Source organism: Streptomyces longispororuber, assembly GCF_024448165.1.
Classification (GTDB): domain Bacteria; phylum Actinomycetota; class Actinomycetes; order Streptomycetales; family Streptomycetaceae; genus Streptomyces; species Streptomyces longispororuber_A.
Genome location: NZ_JAMOLN010000139.1, coordinates 1 through 20,293, shown reverse-complemented (window position 1 = coordinate 20,293; position 20,293 = coordinate 1). Strand labels below are relative to the sequence as shown.

General features: G+C 71.0%; 18 protein-coding genes and 2 pseudogenes. 11 read left to right on the top strand and 9 right to left on the bottom strand.

Annotation, left to right across the window (positions count from 1 at the left end; translation table 11 throughout):
- Positions 1 to 431: 431 nt before the first annotated feature.
- Positions 432 to 713, top strand: coding sequence for a helix-turn-helix domain-containing protein (locus M4J07_RS31795; RefSeq protein ID WP_255977408.1), 282 nt, complete (start codon positions 432 to 434; stop codon positions 711 to 713).
- A gap of 85 nt (positions 714 to 798) precedes the next feature.
- Positions 799 to 2,973 (top strand): hypothetical protein, encoded by a 2,175-nt coding sequence (locus tag M4J07_RS31790; protein WP_255977406.1) that lies wholly within the window; start codon positions 799 to 801, stop codon positions 2,971 to 2,973.
- Positions 2,974 to 3,311: 338 nt separating this feature from the next.
- On the opposite strand, the gene M4J07_RS31785 is transcribed toward M4J07_RS31790, so the two are convergent.
- Positions 3,312 to 4,475, bottom strand: coding sequence for an agmatine deiminase family protein (locus M4J07_RS31785; RefSeq protein ID WP_255977404.1), 1,164 nt, complete (start codon positions 4,473 to 4,475; stop codon positions 3,312 to 3,314).
- Between the two features lie 126 nt (positions 4,476 to 4,601).
- On the opposite strand from M4J07_RS31785, the gene M4J07_RS31780 reads away from it, so the two are divergent.
- Positions 4,602 to 6,152: an isocitrate lyase/phosphoenolpyruvate mutase family protein gene (locus M4J07_RS31780; protein ID WP_255977401.1), complete on the top strand. Its 1,551-nt coding sequence runs from the start codon at positions 4,602 to 4,604 to the stop codon at positions 6,150 to 6,152.
- On the opposite strand, the gene M4J07_RS31775 is transcribed toward M4J07_RS31780, so the two are convergent.
- Positions 6,115 to 6,981, bottom strand: a complete 867-nt coding sequence (locus tag M4J07_RS31775; protein WP_255977398.1) for an SDR family NAD(P)-dependent oxidoreductase — start codon at positions 6,979 to 6,981, stop codon at positions 6,115 to 6,117. The genes M4J07_RS31780 and M4J07_RS31775 overlap by 38 nt on opposite strands.
- A gap of 145 nt (positions 6,982 to 7,126) precedes the next feature.
- Between M4J07_RS31775 and M4J07_RS31770 the strand changes: the two genes are divergently transcribed.
- The gene (locus M4J07_RS31770) at positions 7,127 to 7,708 is read left to right on the top strand and encodes a TetR/AcrR family transcriptional regulator (protein ID WP_255977397.1); all 582 of its coding nucleotides are present in this window, start codon (positions 7,127 to 7,129) and stop codon (positions 7,706 to 7,708) included.
- A 9-nt stretch (positions 7,709 to 7,717) separates the two neighbouring features.
- Here the strand turns inward: M4J07_RS31770 and M4J07_RS31765 are convergent, their stop codons facing one another.
- Complete coding sequence (locus tag M4J07_RS31765; RefSeq protein WP_255977396.1) at positions 7,718 to 8,059, bottom strand: hypothetical protein; 342 nt, start codon at positions 8,057 to 8,059, stop codon at positions 7,718 to 7,720.
- 218 nt (positions 8,060 to 8,277) lie between these two features.
- Here M4J07_RS31765 and M4J07_RS31760 point away from each other — a divergent pair, with 218 nt between their 5' ends.
- A complete protein-coding gene (locus M4J07_RS31760; RefSeq protein ID WP_255977394.1) occupies positions 8,278 to 11,733 on the top strand; it encodes an alpha-N-acetylglucosaminidase TIM-barrel domain-containing protein in 3,456 nt (1,151 codons plus the stop codon).
- A gap of 175 nt (positions 11,734 to 11,908) precedes the next feature.
- Positions 11,909 to 12,292: a hypothetical protein gene (locus M4J07_RS31755; RefSeq protein WP_255977392.1), complete on the top strand. Its 384-nt coding sequence runs from the start codon at positions 11,909 to 11,911 to the stop codon at positions 12,290 to 12,292.
- 94 nt (positions 12,293 to 12,386) lie between these two features.
- Here M4J07_RS31755 and M4J07_RS31750 read toward each other — a convergent pair whose 3' ends face one another.
- The gene (locus M4J07_RS31750) at positions 12,387 to 13,127 is read right to left on the bottom strand and encodes a dienelactone hydrolase family protein (RefSeq protein ID WP_255977390.1); all 741 of its coding nucleotides are present in this window, start codon (positions 13,125 to 13,127) and stop codon (positions 12,387 to 12,389) included.
- A gap of 201 nt (positions 13,128 to 13,328) precedes the next feature.
- Positions 13,329 to 13,907, bottom strand: coding sequence for a TetR/AcrR family transcriptional regulator (locus tag M4J07_RS31745; RefSeq protein ID WP_255977387.1), 579 nt, complete (start codon positions 13,905 to 13,907; stop codon positions 13,329 to 13,331).
- A 92-nt stretch (positions 13,908 to 13,999) separates the two neighbouring features.
- On the opposite strand from M4J07_RS31745, the gene M4J07_RS31740 reads away from it, so the two are divergent.
- The 3 genes and pseudogenes from M4J07_RS31740 to M4J07_RS31730 form a co-directional block, all read left to right on the top strand.
- Positions 14,000 to 14,446 (top strand): DUF1772 domain-containing protein, encoded by a 447-nt coding sequence (locus M4J07_RS31740; protein ID WP_255977385.1) that lies wholly within the window; start codon positions 14,000 to 14,002, stop codon positions 14,444 to 14,446.
- 59 nt (positions 14,447 to 14,505) lie between these two features.
- Positions 14,506 to 14,931 carry a DUF4267 domain-containing protein gene (locus tag M4J07_RS31735; RefSeq protein WP_255977383.1) on the top strand — a complete coding sequence of 142 codons (426 nt, stop codon included), beginning with the start codon at positions 14,506 to 14,508 and terminating at the stop codon, positions 14,929 to 14,931.
- A gap of 331 nt (positions 14,932 to 15,262) precedes the next feature.
- Positions 15,263 to 16,111: pseudogene (locus M4J07_RS31730) on the top strand (glycoside hydrolase family 16 protein); the annotation flags it as partial.
- A gap of 10 nt (positions 16,112 to 16,121) precedes the next feature.
- On the opposite strand, the gene M4J07_RS31725 reads toward M4J07_RS31730, so the two are convergent.
- From M4J07_RS31725 to M4J07_RS31715, 3 genes are all read right to left on the bottom strand, one after another.
- Positions 16,122 to 16,865, bottom strand: coding sequence for an MBL fold metallo-hydrolase (locus tag M4J07_RS31725; protein WP_255977380.1), 744 nt, complete (start codon positions 16,863 to 16,865; stop codon positions 16,122 to 16,124).
- A 63-nt stretch (positions 16,866 to 16,928) separates the two neighbouring features.
- Positions 16,929 to 17,621, bottom strand: coding sequence for a ribonuclease H family protein (locus M4J07_RS31720; protein ID WP_255977378.1), 693 nt, complete (start codon positions 17,619 to 17,621; stop codon positions 16,929 to 16,931).
- Between the two features lie 87 nt (positions 17,622 to 17,708).
- The gene (locus M4J07_RS31715) at positions 17,709 to 18,101 is read right to left on the bottom strand and encodes a nitroreductase/quinone reductase family protein (RefSeq protein WP_255977375.1); all 393 of its coding nucleotides are present in this window, start codon (positions 18,099 to 18,101) and stop codon (positions 17,709 to 17,711) included.
- A gap of 314 nt (positions 18,102 to 18,415) precedes the next feature.
- Here M4J07_RS31715 and M4J07_RS31710 point away from each other — a divergent pair, with 314 nt between their 5' ends.
- A complete protein-coding gene (locus M4J07_RS31710) occupies positions 18,416 to 18,937 on the top strand; it encodes a GNAT family N-acetyltransferase (protein ID WP_255977373.1) in 522 nt (173 codons plus the stop codon).
- 12 nt (positions 18,938 to 18,949) lie between these two features.
- Positions 18,950 to 19,822 carry an endo alpha-1,4 polygalactosaminidase gene (locus tag M4J07_RS31705; RefSeq protein ID WP_374215115.1) on the top strand — a complete coding sequence of 291 codons (873 nt, stop codon included), beginning with the start codon at positions 18,950 to 18,952 and terminating at the stop codon, positions 19,820 to 19,822.
- Between the two features lie 15 nt (positions 19,823 to 19,837).
- Here M4J07_RS31705 and M4J07_RS31700 read toward each other — a convergent pair.
- Positions 19,838 to 20,293 (bottom strand): annotated as a pseudogene (locus M4J07_RS31700) (hypothetical protein); the annotation flags it as partial.

Sequence of the window (20,293 nt, the reverse complement as noted above, 5' to 3'; positions counted from 1 at the left end):
CGAGTCGGAACGAAGTGGGTTTTGGGTGGTTTACTTGGTGCAAGTGCATCGAGATTCCCACTACGGTGCACCTGATGCAATACCACCTTTGGGTGAATCGGCTCGCTACCTTCTCGATCATGAAATCAGCGGGAGCGAGTGCGCTCGTGGCACGCCCTGAGCCGGTCTCGGCTGACTGTGCGGACGTGCTCATCCATGTTCCGTACAAATGCGGGTCGTTGGGGTCGATGACCCGCCGGTCGTGCTGCTGTGGTGGTGGGCCAGGGACTCGATGATGGACAGGACTCGTCGGGCTGGTGGGCGTCGCCGCCAGGCACGTCAGGAGCGGCGTCGGACTCAAGGTGCTTGAGGCGGCGTTCGATCTGCTCCGCGCGTCCGTGCGGTGCGTCGAGGGGTGTGATGCACAGAGGTTGATGCGGGATGCTCTGGCCATGAGTGAAGAATCCGAGCGGCTGGCGAAAGCCCTGATCGAGTTCCGGGAAGCCGAGGGCATCTCCACGAGGGAGCTTGCCCGGCGCACCGCGTTGAGTCAGGCGACCATCAGGCTCCACGAGAGCGATCGCGGAGCGATTCCCGTTCCCTTCGCGGCCCGCCGCTTCGAGGAGGTCCTCGGCTGGGCGCCGGGCAGCATTCCGAGTGCTGAGTACGAGCCGAAGCCGGCCGATCGCGAGCCACCGCCGGACGCCAGTGGTGTCAATGGACGGGCGTCATAGGTCCGGTAGGTGTTGAGGTAGGACCGGTTCCACGCCCCCGAAAACCCAAGTGCGTACGCCCACGCCCCTCTGTCACCATTCCCGCATGGTTCACCCCCTCGAACATCTGGTCGTCCGACACACCCACCGCCTCCCCGCTCCCGAGGGCGCAGTCGGTGACGGTGCTGTCGCCGCGCGGCAGTTCGACGCCGCGCTGATGTCGGTGGGCTTCAAGCTGTCCGCGCCGCTTCACGAGCGACTGGCCGGGCTGACCGAAGGCGCGGTGGTCGACATCGCCGTGCGGACCCTGGCCGGCGTCCGTGAACTGGTCGGTGACCATGTGCGGCACAACACGTACTTCATCGACTTCCCGGCGAACGTGCCGGACACCATGGACTTCTGGATGCAGTGCATCCGTGAGGCGCTCGCCGACGACAAGACCCGCGAAGGCACCCTCAAGCAGTTGAGCACCGGCGTGGTGAACCTGCTGACGCTGCCTTCGTACGGGCGCTACCCGCACACGTACACCGAAATGCTGGACCACCACGACGAGTTGATCGAGGCGGCCGGTGACCGGATGACCGTGCTGCACCTCGGCCGGGACGCGCAGGACGAGGTCAGCGCGCTGTACGTGCGGCTCGCCGGCAGTCGCACGCCCCTGGGTGCGGAGCATCTGCGTAACCTCGACGCACTGGCCGCGCACTGTGTCGACGGTCAGCAGCCCGAGCTGATTCCGGTGCGTGAGAACCGCGCGGTGATCAACCGGGCGCGTCTGCGGGTGGGTTCGGCGCTGATGCTCGACACCGTCACCGACGTGCTGCGGCTCGCCTGTGTGCTGGCGGAGGGCGACGTGTCCCTCGTCGAGCCCACCAGGTTCGTCAAGCTGTCGCGGCCCGTACGCCGGGCGCTGCTCGCGGGCCTGGACGCGGTCGTCGCCGCGGTGCCCGCGAAGCTCGCTGATGTGGCCGCGCACCGGGAGGCGTGGAAGCGGCTCGGCGAGCGCCTGCACCCGCACGAGTACCCCCAGTTCCCGTACGCCGCCCAGGTGTTCGCGGTGGCGCGGGGTGATCAGCGGGTGCGGTCCTTCGCGAGCCGGACCGAGGAGCTGCTCGACCAGGGCGACCTGGCCGGTGCGGTGGCGCTACTGAAGTCCGCCCCGGGCGTGCTGCTGCGGTCCGTGGACCGCCTGGCGCGCACCGCCCGCACCGAGGAGGAGTACGAGGCGGTGCTCGCAGGCGTCGCCGAAGCCGTCCCGCAGACGGCCGGACGGGTACTGCTCTCGGTGCGCCAGCACCTGCTGAACCGGGGTGACCGGCTCGAACAGGCGGGCGGGCGCCGGGTGTTCATCAACCGGCTCGGGCGTGCCTGGGTCGCCGATGACACCCGCCCCGCGCTGCCCGGCACCGTCAAGGAGCGGCTGATCGCGCTGCTCGACGCGGAGATCACCCGACGCCTGCCGGTCGCCGGACCGGTGCTCGTCGACCCGGACGTCCTCGACGTCGCCCTGCCGCTCAGCGGCAAGGCCGTCTCGACCGGGCTCGGGGTGCTGCCGCGTGGTTCGGTGTCGCCGGTCGAGGGCGAGCTGCTGCGATTCTTCGTCTACTGGAAGCAGAAGAGCGAGGACACCGACTACGACTTGTCGGCGGTGATCCTGGACGACGAGTACGAGCAGGTCACCTGGCTCTCGTACACCCAGCTCACGGATGTGGAGGGCCGGCACTCGGGAGACATCACCGAAGCGCCCGACGGTGCCTCGGAGTTCATCGACCTCCGGCTCGGCGCGGTGCGCGGCACCTTCGTCGTGCCGCAGGTCCTGCTGTACTCCGGGGAGGGCTTCATGGACGTCGAGGAGTCGTTCTTCGGGTTCATGCTGCGGGAGGGCGAGCAGCAGGGGCGGCCGTTCGAGCCGCGGACCGTGCGGATGAAGTCCGATCTGCGGGGCCCCGGACGGGTGGCGCTGCCGCTGGCGTTCCAACGCGGCGAGGACGGGCAGTGGCGTGCGCACTGGCTGCACCTGTACCTCAAGGGTATGCCGGCCGCGAATCGCGTCGAGGAGACCCGGGTGACGGTGGAGACACTGCTCCGCGGCATCGTCGAGCGGGAGCAGTTGACCGTGCGCTGGCTGCTCGGTCTGCTGGGCGATGCGGACGTGACGGTGTGGAACGGCGAGGGCCTTCCGGAGGGGCCGGTCACCTACGTCGGGCTGCAGCGCCCTGATGGGCTGCATCCCGAGTCGCGGGTCCTCACCCCGGAAAATCTGCGCGACGTCATCCCCGAGTGACTGGTAGCGTTCAGCGCGTCGAGGCCATGAAGGGGCTTCCTTCTCAACCCACCCTCATCGGGGGTTCATAGCTAGCCCTTTCGCACTCCTCGACTCAGGCCGGTGAGGCCATGAAGAGGCTTCCTTCTCATACCTTTCCTGTAGAAATAGTCTCTTCGCTTTCCTCACCACCGACTTCGAGCCCCTGGCGTTCCACGCCAGGGGCTTCGTCGCGCCACGGGTTCGGGAACCTTGGCGGCAGGGTTTACGGCCACCCTCGCCGACGAGGCGAAGGGCGCGCTGGCGGTGATGCCGGACGTCGTCGGGAATCCCGCCTATTTCGCCCCGCGCTCGTGACCTCAGGCCGCCGGCTTGCCGGGCTGGTCGTGGGTGGAGCAGTGGATGCCGCCACCCCCGGAGGCGATGGTGTCGATCTGCACCTGGACGACGTCCCGCTTCGGGAAGTGCTCCCGCAGGATGCCCTTCGCCCGTGAGTCGGCCTTCCTGTCCCCGAACTTGGGCATGAAGACGGCGTCGTTGGCCACGTAGAAGTTCGCGTAGGTGGAGACGAAGTCGTCGCCCTCACCCGTGATCCTGTACAGGTCGGGCTGGGGCAGCTCGACGATCTCGAAACCACGACCCTGCGCGTCGGTCGCCTTGCTGAGCACCGAGCGCGCCTGATCGGCCGAGCGGGACCAGGAGTCCGGCGGCGAACCGGGGAACGCCTGGTCGAGCAGGACCACGCCGGGAGCGGTGAACCGTACGAGACTGTCCACGTGGGCGTCGGTGATGTCCTCGCCGCGCACGCCCTCCAGCCAGATCACCTTCTCCACGCCGAGGGTGTCGATGAGTTCGTCCTCGACCTGGTCCCGGCTCTTCCCGGGGTTGCGATTGTCGTTGACGATCGAGCTCTCGGTGATGAGGAGGGTTCCCTCGCCGTCGGTCTCGAAGGAGCCCCCTTCGGCGACGAGCGGTGCCTTCTCGCGCGGGATGTCGTACTCGGCGAGCAGCTTGCGGCCGACCTGGGCGTCGTTGGTGTGCTCCTGCTTGTTCCCCCAGCCGTTGAAGTTGAGGTCGACGCCGGTCACCTCGCCGTCGTCCTCGACGAAGACGGGAACGATGTCGCGGGCCCACAGGTCGTCGACGGGCAGCGGGATCACCTCGACCTGCGAGCCGCAGGCCCGCTGGGCGGCCGACACCTGATCGGCACGCGCCATCATCACGACCGCCTCGTAGTCACCGATGGCGCGGGCGATGCGGGCGATGTCCTCACGTACGTACGGCAGGTCGTCTCCCCAGACGGAGGCGAGGGCCGGCCAGGACATGAAGGTACGGGTGTGGCTCTCCCACTCGGCGCCGAACCGGCGCTCACCCGACGCGGCAGGCGTGCGTGCCGGAGCGGTGGTCGTGCTGCTGCCGGCAGCTTCCTCGGGTCCGCAGGCGGTGGCGCCGAGCGTGAGCACGCCGCCGATGCCGGCAAGGGCGCGCAGGGCGGCGCGTCGGGAGGTCGGGAAGGGGGACATGGTGAGCTCCGATCATGGACTGGTGAGACTACCCGCGGCGGGTGTCCCGCGCAGAGGCGCCGCGGCGCGGTGCGGTTGCGGTCGGTTCGGCGAGCGCCGAACCGTCACGGCCCTAGCGTCAGAGGCATGACGTACACGACGCATGAATTCGACCGTGCTGAGGACGTCCGGGCGGCGCTGGCCGACCCGGCTCTGGTTCCCGGACTGCCGGTGGCGGACGACGGTCAGGCGGGGACCAGTGTCGCCTGGCTGCGTGCCGGCGTGGCCCGGTTCAGCGTCGGTGCGGCGCATCAGCGGCGGCGGGCTCTGGTGGAGGCGGAACTGGCCCGGCTGGAGCCCGCCGTGCTGCGCCGGGCGGCCGCACGGGGGAGCGGGGGAGAGGTCCGGGTCCGGGTGGTGCGTGCCCTCGCCGAGGCCCTGGGCATGCCGGGAGGCGAGGCGGTCGCGGAGGACGTCATCGCCGTGGCCGGGGTCTACTTCGGAGGCAGCGACCCGGCAGCGGACGCTGCCGTCGGCAGGCTCACTGCCCGGCTGGTCGACGGTGCGGCGACCGAGGACGACCTCGAAGCGGCCGCCAATCGCATCGGACTGCTGGTGCAGGCGTGTGACGCCACGGCCGCGCTCGTGGAAGCCGCGGCCGGCAGTGAGCTGCCGATGGCGCGGGTGCTGCGGGACGTTCCGCCCGTACGGGCCATGCGCCGGGTCGCCGCCCGGGCCACCCGAGTGGCGGGCCGGGAGATCGCCGAAGGCGATGTCGTGGTGCTGGATCTGGCGACCGCGCAAGGCGGGAACCCTGTACCGCTCACCTTCGGCGCGCCTCTGCGGGTCTGCCCGGGGCGGGCCCACGCCCTCGCCCTGGCCGAGGGCCTGCTCCACCGCCCGCAGACCGCCTTCGCCCGACTGCACCAGGAGGCGGCCCCGCTGCTCCTGCCCAATGCCTGGGACCACGCCTCCGCTGCCGCGCTGGTGGCGAAGGGCTTCCGGGCGATCGGCACGACGAGCCTGGGCGTCGCCGCGGCCGTCGGCGTGCCGGACGGGTCGGCCGCCACTGCCGAGGCGACCTTGGCGTTGGCCGGTCGGCTGGGGCGCAGCGCCTTCCTGTTCACCGTGGACGCTGAAGGGGGCTTCAGCGACGACCCGGAGGACGTGGCCGAGCTGGCCAGGAAGCTGCACGAAGCGGGCGCGGCCGGAATCAACATCGAGGACGGCCGCCCCGACGGCACCCTCGTCCCCGCCGCGTTGCACGCCGCGAAGATCGCCGCAGTGAAGTCCGCCGCACCCGCCCTCTTCGTGAACGCCCGCACCGACACCCATTGGCTCGGATGCCAGAAGGAAGAGACGGCGGAGCGCCTCGCCATCTATGAACAGGCGGGCGCAGACGGGGTGTTCGTGCCAGGACTGTCGGATCCCGACGGGATCGCCGCGCTGACGGCGACCCTCCTCGTCCCGCTGAACGTCCTGTACGCGCCGGCCGGCCCCTCGCTCGCCGACCTGGCCGCCCTCGGTGTGCGGAGGATCAGCCTCGGCTCGCTGCTCTACCGCAGGGCCCTCGCCGCCGCCGTGGCCGCCGCGACCGACATCCGCGACGGCCGGCCGTCCGATCCCGCGTCGCTCTCGTACGGGGAGGTACAGGCGTGGGCTACGGCTGCCGGGGCGCGACCGGCGCCGATGTCCTGACCGATGTCCTGACCGATGTCCTGTCCGATGTCCCGACCGACGGGCTGAGGACCTTGCGGGTGACGCGCTCGGAGACGGCGGCGACCAGGGTGCGCGGGCGGCGGGGCAGCAGATGCGCGGCGAGGGCGTTGCCGAAGCCGGGGGTGACGTAACCGCGGTCGCGGTCGAGTGCGCGCAGTGCGGCGCGCACGACCGGTTCCGGTGTGGTCATCGAGCCGTTGACGGCCGCCTTGCGCGTGCCGATCGCGTCGAAGAAGGGCGTGTCGACCGGGCCGGGGCAGAGGGTGAGCACGCGGATGCCGCGTTTTCGGTACTCCTCGCGCAGGGCGAGGCCGAAGTTCAGGACGAACGCTTTGGCTGCGCCGTAGACGGCGAAGTACGGGGCGGGCTGGAAGCCCGCGGTGGACGCGACGTTGAGGACCGCGCCCGTGCCGCGGTCGAGCATGCCGGGGAGCAGGGCGTGCGTGAGGTCGACGAGCGCGACGACGTTGACCATCAGCTGGTCGTGGTCGCGGTCCGCGGCGATCTCCTCGAAGCGGCCGCACGTCCCGAAGCCGGCGTTGTTGACCAGGAGGTCGACGCTCAGGCCGCGGGCGGTCAGTTCGTCGGCGATGTGGCGTGCGGCGTCGGGCTCGGCGAGGTCCTGGACCAGGACCTGCGCTCGGATGCCGTGCGCCGCCGTCAGGTTCTCGGCGAGAGCGGTGAGCCTGTCACCGGACCGTGCGACCAGCACCAAGTCGTGCCCGCGGGAAGCGAGTTGTGCGGCGAACTCCGCGCCGAGTCCGGACGAGGCGCCGGTGACGAGGGCTGTGAGGGCTGCATTGCGCATGGGAGGCTCCTTCGTTCGTTCGGCTATCTGATGGAACGAGAGAGTATCTGTTGATGCCATAGCTGCAACAGCATTGACGCAGATCTATCTGAAGTGGTGCACCGGGGTATCGTTTGCGGAGTCGAGCGGAGGAGCGAGAGGCGCCATGGACGAGACAGCAGCGCGGCCGTTGCGGGCAGACGCGGAGCGCAGCATGCGCGCGATCCTGGAGGGGGCGGAGCGCGTCCTCTCCGTGGACCCCGGCGCCTCCATGGAGCAGATCGCCGCCGCCGCGGGCGTGGCGCGGACGACGATCCACCGGCGGTTCGCCAGCAGGCAGGCGCTGATCGAGACGCTGGCCCTGGACGCGGCCCGTCAACTCGCCCGAGCCGTGGACGACGGACGGCCGGACACGGCCCCTGCCCAGGTGGCGCTGCACCGGATCACGGTCAACGTGCTGGAGGTGAAGGGCGCCTGGGCCTTCGCCCTGGGACTGCCCGCCGAGCCCGGCAGCGAAGCGGCCGCACTGCACGAGGACCTGGGCCGGCGCTGCATCACGGTGCTGGAGCGGGCGCGTGCGGACAAGTTGATCGACGAGGCCGCCGACCTCGAGTGGGTGCGCCGGGTCTACTACGCGCTGCTCGGCGAGTCCCTGCACGGCAGCGCGGACGATGCCGACGTCGACACCGACACGCTCGCGGCCCGCATCGTCGACACCCTGCTGCACGGCGCCGGCCCGCGCTCCTGAGCGGCGCGGTCAGGAGCCGGACGGGTCCACGCGACCGCGACCGCGACCGCGACCGCGACCGCGGCGGAGCGGCAGCAACTGACTGAGGGCGATCAGGAGGAACCCGCCGAACAGCAGGGCGTTCCCGCCGAAGAAGCGGACCTCCCAGGAGACGTCCGGCAGGGCCCCGAAGGGGGCGAGACCCTGCAGGACGAGGTTGCTGCCGATGAACAGGGTTCCGATGCCGTGGAGTTGGGGCCTGGTGACATGGCCGCGAGCCGTGGGCAGGACCCACCCCGTCCGGAGCGTGACGATTCCCGAGGTGATCGCCAGGATTCCGAGGAGCGCGCCGGTTCCGACCACCCACGCCATGGTGCCGCTCCGCTCTCGCTCCAGGAAGTCGCGATCGTCGGGACCGGCCCGAAGACGCCTGCCGGCATTCTCGACGGATCCCGCGGCGTCCGACCATGCCGGCACCGGGCAATTCTGGTGCGGATCTCCTGCCGTCCGTCCTGCTGTCAGGAACCTTGACAGTGCGATCACGCGCTGAATAGCGTGCGCCGCACTTCAATTGAACCGGGGGATGCGGCGTGGGCAGACCGGGCGACACCTGGAGACGATGGCTCGCTTCGCTCACCACGCTGCTGAGTCTGCTGGTGCTCACCGTCGCCCTGCCCGGGGCGGCCGCCGCCGCGCCGAAGTCACCCGCCCCCGTGGCATCCGGCGGTCGTCCCTCCTTCGACACCGGCCCCGCCCACGACGTGATCCAGCGTCTGATCGGCCCCGGCCGCGCCGCCCAGGTCAAGCTGCAACCGATGCCCGCCGCCGCGGGCCGGGACACGTTCCGGGTCGGGAGCGGCCCGGGCCGACTGGTCATCGCGGGCAGCAGCGGTCCGGCCCTGCTGATGGGATTCAACTGGTACCTCAAGCACGTCACCAGGACCGACGTCTCGTGGAACGGCGACCAGCTCGACCTCCCGCACCGGCTCCCGCTCCCGGGCCGGCCGATCGAGAGGTCGTCCGCGGTGCAGCACCGGTTCACCGGCAACGACACCGAGGACGGCTACTCGGGGCCGTACCGCACGTTCCGGGACTGGGAGCGGCTGATCGACGTGATGGCGCTGCACGGCGTCAACGAGATGTTCATGCCCGTCGGCGCGGAGGCCGTCTACTACGAGACGCTGCAGTCGTTCGGATACTCCGCCGACGAGCTGCGCGCGTGGATCCCGAGCCCCGGCTACCAGCCGTGGTGGCTGCTGCAGAACACCTCCAACTTCACCGCGCCCATCAGCGAGGACCTGATCGAGTCGCGGGCGAAGCTGGGGCACCGGATCGCCGACCGGATGCGGGCGCTGGGCATCACACCGGTCCTGCCGGGCTGCTTCGGCACCGTGCCGACCGATTTCGAGACCCGGAACCCCACCGCGGTGACCGTGCCGCAGGGCACCTGGATGGGATTCACCCGGCCCGACTGGCTGGCGCCGGTGAACCCCGTCTTCGACCAGGTGGCCGAGAAGTTCTACGCGGTCCAGGACCGGCTCATCGGCACGTCGACGATGTACAAGATGGACCTGCTGCACGAGGGCGGCCGGGCCGGCGACATCCCGGTCGGCAAGGCGTCGGCCGCGGTGCAGGCGGCCCTCGACCGGGCCCACCCCGGCGCGATCTGGGTCATCCTCGGCTGGCAGAACAATCCGCGGCGCGAGACGGTCGAGGCCATCGACCGGAGCCGGATGCTGGTCGTCGACGGCCTCTCCGACCGTGCCCTGGGCCCCGATCGCGACGCGGACTGGCTCGGCACGCCGTACGCCTTCGGGTCGATCTGGAACTTCGGCGGCAACTCCACCATGGGCGCGTCCGTCCAGGCCTGGAACGACCGCTTCTGGGACTGGCTGGCCAGACCGGACAGCGCACTCGACGGCATCGCGATCATGCCGGAGGCCGGCTACAACAACCCGGCCGCCTTCGAGTTCCTCGCCGAACTGCCCTGGCACGAAGGGCCCGTCGACGTCGAGAAGTGGTTCTCGGAGTACGCGGACGCACGCTACGGCGGAGCCGACCCGCACGCCCGTGCCGCGTGGAAGGTGCTGGCGAACACCGCCTACGCGGTGCCACCGAGCGGGGGCCGGTCCTCGGGCCACGGCGGACTGTTCACCGCCACCCCGAGCCTGACCGCCACCCAGCCGCACAGCTGGGCGCAGGCCGCCTTCGCCTACGACCCGGCGGCATTCGCCCCGGCACTGCCCCAACTCCTCGCCGTCGACAAGTCGTTGCGCGCCAGCGACACCTACCGCTACGACCTGCTGGAGGTGGCCCGCCAAGCGGCCGCGAACCGGTCGAGAACCCTCCTGCCGCAGATCCTGGCGGCCTACCGCGCCAAGGACGTCGGCGAGTTCACGCGACTGGCCGGGACGTGGACCGACTACATCGACGCCCTCGACGACCTGACCGGCACCAACCGGCAGTACCTCGTGGGTCCGTGGCTGGAACAGGCGCGCGACGCCGGTGAAACCCCGGACGAATCACGGCAGTTGGAGTACGAGTCCCGCAAACTGATCACCTCGTGGGGTGTGCGCACCACCGACCTGCACGACTACGCCTATCGCGAGTGGTCCGGACTGCTGCGCGACTACTACGCGCCGCGCTGGAACCGGCTGTTCGACAGCCTGCGAACCGCCCTGGAAACCGGCGACAGCCCGGCGGAGGTCGACTGGTACGGCCTGGCCGAGGACTGGTCCAAGGGCCGCACCCGATACGCGACCGAGCCGGCCGGCGACACCTACACCCAGGCCACCCGGATGCTGAAGCGGCTCAGCGAGGACACCTACGACCTGCCGCTGTCCGCACAGCCGCAGGGGGTGGTCGCCGACACCGCCTCCGGCACTCTGGCCGCCACCGTCACCAACACCAACTACTTCGCTTCCGTGACCGGTGTGACCTTCGACGTCACCGCCCCCGCCGGCGCCGAGGTCGAGCCGACCGGACCGCAGGACGACAGCGTCGACCCCGGTGGCACGCTGGAGCGGTCCTGGTCCGTGCGCCGCGGCACCCTCCCCGCGGACACGACCGAGGTCGAACTGAAGATCTCGGTCGGCTTCGAACAGGCCGGCCGGCACGTCACACGGCGGACGACTGCCGTCCTGCCCGTGGCCGCGGAAGGCCGGTTCCAGCTGAGCGACCTCCCGTTCACCTCCGCGCGCAACCACGACGGCGTCTACCCGGTGGCCCGCGACACCGTCACGCCGGGCACCCCAGCGGGCAACGGACGGCCCCTGCGACTCGACGGGACGGCGTACGCCAAGGGACTCGGCACGAACGCGAACGCCGACGTGCGCATCGAGACCGGCGGCAGCTGCCACCGACTCACCTCCGTCGTCGGGATCGACGACGCCATGAACCACACGGCCGACGGCGACGTGCTCGTCCGGGTGTACGGCGACGGCAAGCTCCTGTACGAGTCGCCCGTGCTGCGCAGCGGCCTCGCCGACACCGGAGCGGATGCGATCCGGCTCGACGTCGACATCACCGGCGTGCGCCAATTGCGTATCCAGGTCCACCAGTTCGATGCCAACCGCTTCTTCGACGCGGTGTCGTTCGGGGTTCCCGCGCTCGCGTGCACGTCCGCACCGCCGATCCTGCTCAGCGACAACAAGCCGACGAGCGCCTCCAGTTGGGAGACGAACCGGGACCCGGCCAAGGCGAACGACGGTGACCTGACCACCGGCTGGTTCTGCGACCCCAAGCACTGCGCCGGTCAGTCCGCGCACTGGCAGGTGGACCTCGGAGCGGCGCACGAGCTGACTGCTGTGCGCGTCACGCCGTACTACGCCGACGGCCGGTCGTACCTCTACCGGGTGGAGGGCAGCGCGGACGGGCAGAACTGGACCGTACTGGCCGAGAAGTCGAGTCACCGGGCGCAGACGGACGTGGGCGACCTGTACGCCGTGACGGGCAGCCATCGGTATGTGCGGGTGACCGGTTTCGGCAACACGGTGAACGCGTACACGCTGCACCTCCAGGAGGTCGCGGTCTACGCGGCTAGGTGAACGTCGGCCGGCGTGCCGGGAGTTGGTCCGGCGTTGCGTCTCCTCCCGCGTCCGCACAGAGGGCCTTGACACTGCACACCTCCGCACGTTTACCTTTGCCTTCAAAGGTAATTAGCTTTGAAGGCAAAGCAAGTGTGCCCTCATCGTACGCACCGGTGTGAAACGGAGTCGCCCCATGCCGCACTTCAACGTGCACATCCGCGAGGAAGCCCTCGACGGAACGGTCGAACCGAAGCTGATCAGCGCCCTGGCCGACGCGGTCGGAGCGGTCTACGGCCCGGACTTCCGCCGCCTCGTCGGGGTCGACCTGATCGGAATCCCGCAGCACCGCCGGGGCATCGGCGGCGTCCCGACGGATCTTGACGCCCCTCTCGTCACCCTCAGCATGCGGGAGGCCGCGTACCACGTTCCCGAGGTCCCGGACGCTCCCGCCCGTCTGGTCACGGCCACCACCGATGCACTGGTGGACGTGCTGGGTGAGGACATCCGCAAGCAGGTCATCGTGACCGTCGTCGGTGTGCCCGACGGCCGCACCGGGGTGGCGGGCACCGTCGCCTGAGCTGACGGGCGCGCCCTGAGCCCGGGCCCCCGCCGAGTCACTCGGCGGGGGCCCGGGCCGGCTCACCTTCTCCTGGTGACCCGGTGGTCCGGCGTTACTTCAGGTGCCGGGTGAAGAACTGGGCCGCGGCGTCTCCCGCATGCTGGGGGACCCCGGTGTGCCCGCCCATGTTGGCGTACAGGGACTTCTCCTTGGACCCGAAGGCGTCGAACAGGTCGAGGGCCGCCTGACGGTCGTTGCCCTCGTCGTCCCACTGCAGCAGGACGTGCAGCGGGACGGTGACCCGACGGGCCTCCTCGTAGGTGGAGCGGGGGACGAAGCTCCCTGCGAACAGACCCGCGGCCGCGATGCGCGGGTCCACCGCCGCCAGCCGGACCCCGATGGAGATCACTCCGCCCGAGAAGCCGACCGGGCCGCCGATCCCGGGCAGGGCGAGGAGGGCGTCCAGAGTGGCCTGCCACTCCGGGACCGCCTGGTCGACGAGCGGCAGGACGACCGCGTCGATGATCTCGTCGCTGACCGGTTCACCGGCCGTCAGTACCCGGCGCAGGTCGGCGCGGGCCTGGTCGAGGGCGGGCAGCCGGGGCCGGTCGCCGCTGCCGGGGAGTTCGATGGTGGCCGTGGCGAATCCCTCCGCCGCACTGTGCAGGGCGCGGCCCACCAGCCGGGCGTACATCTTGTGGAGCCCGAGCGGCGGGTGGCCGAGGAGGATCAGCGGCACCGGTGCGGAAGGGGACGCGGACGCCGGCGTCCACAGGATGCCGGGGATCTCGCCGAGGGTGAACCGGCGCTCGCGGACGTCGCTGTCGAGACGCTGTTCAGAAGTGAAGTGCATGGTCGTGCCTTTCGGGAGTGCTCAGAGTGGCGCTCCCGGACGACGACCTATCGCCCGACCGTGACCCCGGAGGGGAGCACCCATGTCGATTCTGCGTTCACGGGTACCACCTCCTGGATCTCTCGCACGGCCGCCGGAAACGTAGCAGGGGGTGCCGTGCCGAGCCAAACCGTTTTCCTTGCGCGGATGTCGGCCGGTGGGTCAGAGCACGGCGAGTCGGTCGACGATCAGGTCGAGTCGTTGTTGGGTGTCTTCGGGTGGGAGGCGGCCTTCGCGGGTGAGGGTGGCGATGCCGTGCAGGGCGGCCCAGAAGACTTCGGTGAACAGGCCGGGGTGGGTGTTGTGGCCGGCGACGGTGGTGAGGGTTTCCTGGAGGGCGGCGAAGGCGTCTTTGAGGGGTTCGGGGGTGTTGTCCTGGGCGTAGGGCAGGCCGCCGTCGAGTTGGAAGATGGCGTCGTAGACGGCCGGGTGGGTGGCGGCGAAGTCGAGGTAGGTGCGGGCCAGGGCGGTGACCCGGGCGCGGGGGTTGGTGGCGGTGGTGGTGGCGGTGCGGACGGCGGTGGCGAGTTCGGTGGCGCCCTGCAGGGCGACGGCGCCGATGATTTCGCGTTTGCCGCGGAAGTGGCTGTAGAGGACGGGCTGGCTGTACTCGATGCGTTCGGCGAGGCGGCGGGTGGTGACGGCGTCCCAGCCCTGTTGTTCGGCGAGTTCGCGGGCGGTGGCCACGATGAGGCGTTCGCGGTCCGCGCGTTCGCGTTGCTTGCGTTCTTGTACCGACATGATCCGGATTCTAGCACCGCTAGACAATCGAGCGGCAGTAGTACTAGCGTTGCCTCATCAGCTAGCGATGCTAGATATCTGGAGAGGTCGTCATGCTCGACGCACTTGAGGTCGTCACCACCGTGGTCGTCGGGGTGATGGTGGGGGTGGAGTTCTCCGTCGCCTTCATCATGAGCCGCATCCTGAACGCGCTGCCCGAGGACAGCGGCCAGCTCGGGCACGCCCACGGCGGGCGGATGCTCGGCGCGCTGATGCCGTTCTGGTACATCGGCTCGGTCGCCCTGGCCGCCGTCTGGGCCGCGGCCGCCTGGCACGAGCCCGGCACCGGACTCGTCATCACCGGCGGCGCCCTGCTCATCCTCAGCGTGATCATGTCGATCCTGCTGCTCGTCCCGATCAACAACCGGAACAAGGCGTGGACCCCGGAGAACCGGCCCGCCGACTGGAAGCAGCAGCTCAACCGCTGGGAGCGCTGGCACTACCTGCGCGTCGCGGTCATCGTCGCCGCCTTCACCCTGCTCGTCACCGCCCTCGCCTGAGCCCCCGGGCGACCCGATCGGATTCCGTACGTCCACAGCGACTCGCAAGGAGAAGAACAATGACGCTGAAGAAGATCAACACCGTGCTGGCCGCCGCCTTCGTCCTCTTCATCCTCTGGTTCGGAACGGAGTTCATCCTCGTCCCCGAGACCACGGCGCCGACCTTCGGCCTGCCGAACTACCCGTCCGGCGACGGCGGCGGATTCCTGGTCGTCAAGGGAATCCGCGACGTCGTCCTGGCCCTGGTCCTGGGCGTCCTGCTCCTGACGGGCCACCGCAGGGCGCTGGGCTGGGCGCTGCTGGTGGAGGCCTTCGCCGCCTACGGCGACATGACCACCGTGCTGGCCCACCACGGCTCCGTGGCCACCGCGCTCGGCGTGCACGCCCTGACCGCGACCGCGATGGCGGCCACCGGCCTGTCGATCCTGCGCGAGACCCGCAAGGTCGCGACCGCGCCGGCCGCACTCACTCCGCAGTCCGTCTGACGCGCCACCGGAACCCGCCCGCGGGACGGGACGCTCGCAGATGCACAAGGGCGAGCTGATCAAGGCACTGCACGAGCACTAGGGCCCCGGACGGCGGTGACGTCCGGGGCCCTGCTGTGCGTGAAGCAGCTTGGCCGGTAAGGGAGTTGGTACGGACGAATCCCTTGACGTCACTTCCGGGCGCCCCTTAAATCAACTTCTGAAGTTAGCGCCCCACGCGCACCGCTTCTGTCTTCACTTTCTGTCCGCACCACCGTCTTCACCTCTGTCCTCACTTTCCGGCGTGTCCGAGACAGGCACGATCCCCCTACCCGAAGTGACGTGATGCTCCATGCGCAAGTCCCTCCGCCGCAGGCTCCCACTGGGCGCGGCCGCGCTCCTGTGTGTCGGCGCGGCGCTCGTCCCCACCGCGAACGCCGCCGACGTCGGCTCCGACGCCTCGGCCGCCGCCGTCACCTTCTCCGACGACTTCGACGGGGCCGCGGGCTCGGCCGTCGACGGGTCGAAGTGGCAGATCGAGACCGGCGACAACGTCAACAACCACGAGCGGCAGTACTACACGTCCGGCTCGAACAACGCCGCGCTCGACGGCCAGGGCCACCTGGTCATCACCGCGCGCAAGGAGAACCCCGGCAACTACCAGTGCTGGTACGGGACGTGCGAGTACACGTCGGCCCGGCTGAACACCTCGGGCAAGTTCACGACGACGCACGGCCGCGTCGAGGCGCGGATGAAGGTGCCGCGCGGGCAGGGCATGTGGCCGGCGTTCTGGATGCTCGGCGACGACATCGGCTCGGTCGGCTGGCCGAACTCGGGCGAGATCGACGTGATGGAGAACGTGGGCTTCGAGCCGTCCACGGTGCACGGCACGATCCACGGGCCCGGCTACTCCGGTTCGGGCGGCATCGGCGCGGGCTACTCGCTGCCCGGCGGGCAGGCGTTCGCGGACGACTTCCACACGTTCGCCGTGGACTGGTCGCCGAACTCCATCAAGTGGTCGGTGGACGGCACGGTCTACCAGACCCGCACGCCCGCCGACGTCGGTGGCAACCAGTGGGTGTTCGAGCACCCGTTCTTCCTGATACTGAACCTGGCCGTGGGCGGGTACTGGCCGGGCGACCCGGACGGCAGCACGCAGTTCCCGCAGCAGCTGGTCGTCGACTACGTGCGGGTCAGCAGCTAGCGGCCGGTCACAGGTCCAGGACGAGGCCGGTGGTCGCGACGGCCACCGGCCCGTCGTACGTCTCGCCGCCCGCCTTGCGGGCGGCGCCCTCGTCGGTGCCGGGCCACAGATGGGTGAGCAGCAGGCGCCCCGCCCCTGCCTGCGTCGCGTACTGCCCGGCCCCGTGCGCCGTCAGCAGGTACGGGGCGTCGCCCGGGTCCGGCACCCGGTGGAGACAGGTGGCCTCGGACAGGAACAGGTCGGCGCCGTCGGCGAGCCGGGCGATGTCGGGGCTCGGGCCCGTGTCACCGGTGTACGCGAGGACGGTGCCGCCCGCGGTCAGCCGCAGACCGGCGTTCGGCACGAAGTGCGGCAGCAGCCAGGTCTCGACGGCGAAGGGCCCGATCCGCAGCCGGTCCCCCGGCCGGAATCCGTGCAGCGTGTACGCGGCGGCCAGCATGGCCGGCTTGTCCAGGGCGAGCACGGCGTCGAGTGCGCCGTGCGGGGCGTACAGGGGCAGCGCGGGCGGCGGTCTTTCGCTCAGACCGCGGGCGCGCAGCAGCGGATTGAGGTCGGCGCAGTGGTCGGGGTGTCCGTGGCTGACCAGGACGGCGTCCACCCCGTCCGGCGTCCCGTGGTCCAGGAGGCGCGGGAATGTCGCGTAGCCGGGGTCGACCAGGAGCCGGAAGCCGTCGCGCTCGACGAGGTAGCCGCTGCAGGCCTGCCGGGCCGTCGGCCAGGCGCCGCAGCCGCCGAGAACCGTGAGTCGCATACCCGGACCCTACTCAGTCGCCCCTGTGACAGGGCGGGTTGAGCGGAGCCCGGGGCGCGGTGGTCAGGCCTGGACGCGGCACTCCGGGTGGCCCCAGCCGTCGGGGTTCTTGGCGATGTCCTCACCCGCGGCGTACGAGCGGCCGCAGCGGCAGCGGCCGGGGAACTTCGCCTTCAGGGTGCGCGAGGAGGATCCGGAGCCCGAGGCGGAGGCGGACTTCTTCTTGGCCGCGGCCTTGGGGCGGCCGCCCGACGCCGCGGACGGCGACGACGGCGGCGGCTCCGGGGAGCCGAGCGCGCTGCCGGCGTCCTGCTGGGCGACGGCCGCCTGGCTGGCGGCGCGGTCCGCGAAGTCGTTCAGCGGGTCGCCGTCGACCTGGTGGGCGGGGACGTACTTGAACTCGACCTTGCGGCCTTCGAGGAGCGCGTCGATCCGGGCGACGAGTTCCTGGTTGGCGACGGGCTTGCCGGCCGCGGTCTTCCAGCCCTTGCGCTTCCAGCCGGGCAGCCAGGTGGTGACCGCCTTCATCGCGTACTGGGAGTCCATCCGGACCTCCAGCGGGACGTCCGGGCCGACGGTGCTCAACAGCCGCTCGAGGGCGGTGAGTTCGGCGACGTTGTTCGTCGCGGTGCCGAGCGCCCCGGCTTCCCACTGGACGGGCTTCTCGTCGCTGTCGGCGACGACCCAGGCCCAGCCGGCGGGTCCGGGGTTTCCCTTCGAGGCGCCGTCACACGCGGCGATCACACGTTCTGCCATGCCCCGATCATGCCAGGCCGCGGACCCGGCCGAAGACCGCTGACGTGTCCACGCCCACCCCTGGGGGCCGCCACCGCTCCCCCGCCGTCACGCCAAGTCGACACGGACCGTGAGGAGTTGGGTGCCCACGGCGCGTACGGCCGTGCTGTTGAGCAGGGGCAGCGTCCGCAGGCGGGCGCGGGCGTCGTCGTCCGGGAGGAGGTGGGCCGTGCCGTCGTACCAGCGGCCCCGGATGCGGACGCGCACCTTGGGGTCGGCCCGGATGTTGCGGACGTAGTGCGACTTCAGGCCGAATTCCGAGACGAGCCAGAAAGTGTCCCCGATGCGTCGGCCGCCGACCGGGGTCTGCCGCGGCAGACCCGAGGTGCGGCCGGTGGTCTCCAGGAGGACCTGACCGGGCAGGCGCTTGGTCAGCGGATTGCCGATCCTGCGCTGGAACGTGGTGACGAGCCGGTGCTTGGTCTCCTGATTACGCGCCATGCCCCGCACTTTAGTCGCGGATTCAGCCATGGCGGGGGCAGAGGAAAGCCCCGACCGCGACGGGGGATCACGGCCGGGGCGGCTCGAAGGTGGGCACGGATGGCGGTCGCCTCTCGGCGGGGGGCTCCGCAGGGCTTCAGCCGAACGATCTTCCCTGCGGGCAATAGGTGAGGCCCGGGGACACTGTTCCATCCGTGTCCACGGTGGGTTCAACGGGCGACGGGGCAGGCTTGTTCCCGACGGTGCCGCGACGCGACGTGAGGTACGTCACGGACTGTGCCGACTCCTGTCCACCTGCCCGGAAAGGACCGTTCATGCCCGAGTCACCGCACCTGCGCCCGGCCCGCGAGAGCGACCATCCCGAGATCGTGCGACGCGTCCAGGAGTGGTGGGGCGACTCCCGCACCCCGCAGGAGGCCCGCGAACTGTCCCTGCTGCTGCCCCGGCTCTTCCTGCAGTTCTTCGCGGGAACGAGCCTGGTGCTTGCGGACGGCTCCGGGATCCGCGCGTTCCTGGTCGGCCTCCACTCCGCCGACGACACCACGTCCGCGTACATCCACTTCGTCGGCGTCGACCCGGCCCTGCGCGGAGCGGGCGTGGGGCGGCGGCTGTACGAGGAGTTCTTCCGGCGGGCCGCGAGCGCCGGACGCCACGACGTGCGGGCGATCACGTCGCCGGGCAACGCCGGGTCGATCGCGTTCCACCGGGCGCTGGGGTTCGAGGTGGAGGCGGGCGACCGGGAGGTGGGCGGGGTCGCGGTGCGCTCCGACTACGACGGACCGGGGCAGGACCGGGTGTGCTTCCGGCGTCCGCTGGGCCGGCCCGGGGCACCGTAGGGTGCGGTGGTGATCTTCGCGCCACTGTCCCGCCGACCGTCCCGCCGGCCGCGTCGCCGCCCGTCTCCACGGCCGTCCCGCCGGTTGTCGTCCGTCTCCTGTCTCGTCGGCGCCGCGCTGCTGGTGTCCGGCTGTGCGTCGTCCGGTTCCGGCGACGACGCGCCACGGGTCGTGCGGCCGACGGCCGACGTCGGGTTCGACTACCAGATCGGCGGCCCGTACGGGCCGCCCTCCGGAGTGCGGGCCGTCGCCCGCGACCGCACCGCGGCGCCCGCCCGCGGGCTCTACAACGTCTGCTACGTCAACGCCTTCCAGGCCCAGCCGGACGCGCTGCACTGGTGGCGGCAGCACCACCCCGACCTGCTGCTGCGCGACGCAGGGGGACGGCTCGTGATCGACGAGGACTGGGACGAGGCCCTCCTCGACATCTCGGCCGCCGACAAACGGGCCCGCCTCGCGCGGATCGTCGGCCGCTGGATCGACGGCTGCGCGGCCGACGGCTACCAGGCGGTCGAGCCGGACAACCTCGACTCCTACACACGCTCGAAGGGCCTCCTCGCCGCGGCCGACGCCGTCGCCTTCGCGAAACTGCTCGCCGACCGGTCCCACGCGGCCGGGCTCGCCGTGGGCCAGAAGAACACCGCCGAACTCCTCCCGAAGCACGCGTCCGTCGGCTTCGACTTCGCGGTCTCCGAGGAGTGCGCCCGCTACGACGAGTGCGGGGAGTACGCGTCGGCCTACGACGACCGGGTCTTCGTCATCGAGTACCGCGCGGCCGACTTCGCGCGGGCCTGCCGCGCGTGGGGCGAGCGGCTGTCGATCGTGCTGCGCGACGTGGACGTGCGGCCCGCGGGGACGAAGGGGTACGTGCGGCGCGGGTGCTGAGGCGCGGCGTGCGCCTCAGGCCGACGGCGTCACCGTGCGCAGCACGTCGAGGCGCCGCCGGATCGCCTCCGCGGCGCCCGGCCGGCGGCCCGGCACCTGGGCGCGCAGCGCGGTGAGGGCCCTGGCGTGGCTCCTGGCCCTGGCCGGGTCGTCGACCTGCTCCCACTGGTGGTGGGCGCGGTCGACGGCGGCCTCGACGTCCTCGTCGGTGGGCGCCTCGCCGCGGGCCAGCCGGGCCTGGGCCACCGCGCTCCACAACTCGCAGCTGCGGCCGGGGTCCTGGGCGAGCCGCGCCAGGTCGGCCCGCACCTCAAGCCAGTGGATGGCCTGCGGGGATCCGGCGCCGTGGGTGCGCAGCGCCTCGCTCTCCCACGTCGCGGCGATGCTCGCGGCCTCGCCGTGCCGCCCGGCCTGCGCGGCGGCCAGCAGCACGGCGTGCGGGTCGGCCCCGCCGGCCGCGGGAGCCGTGGC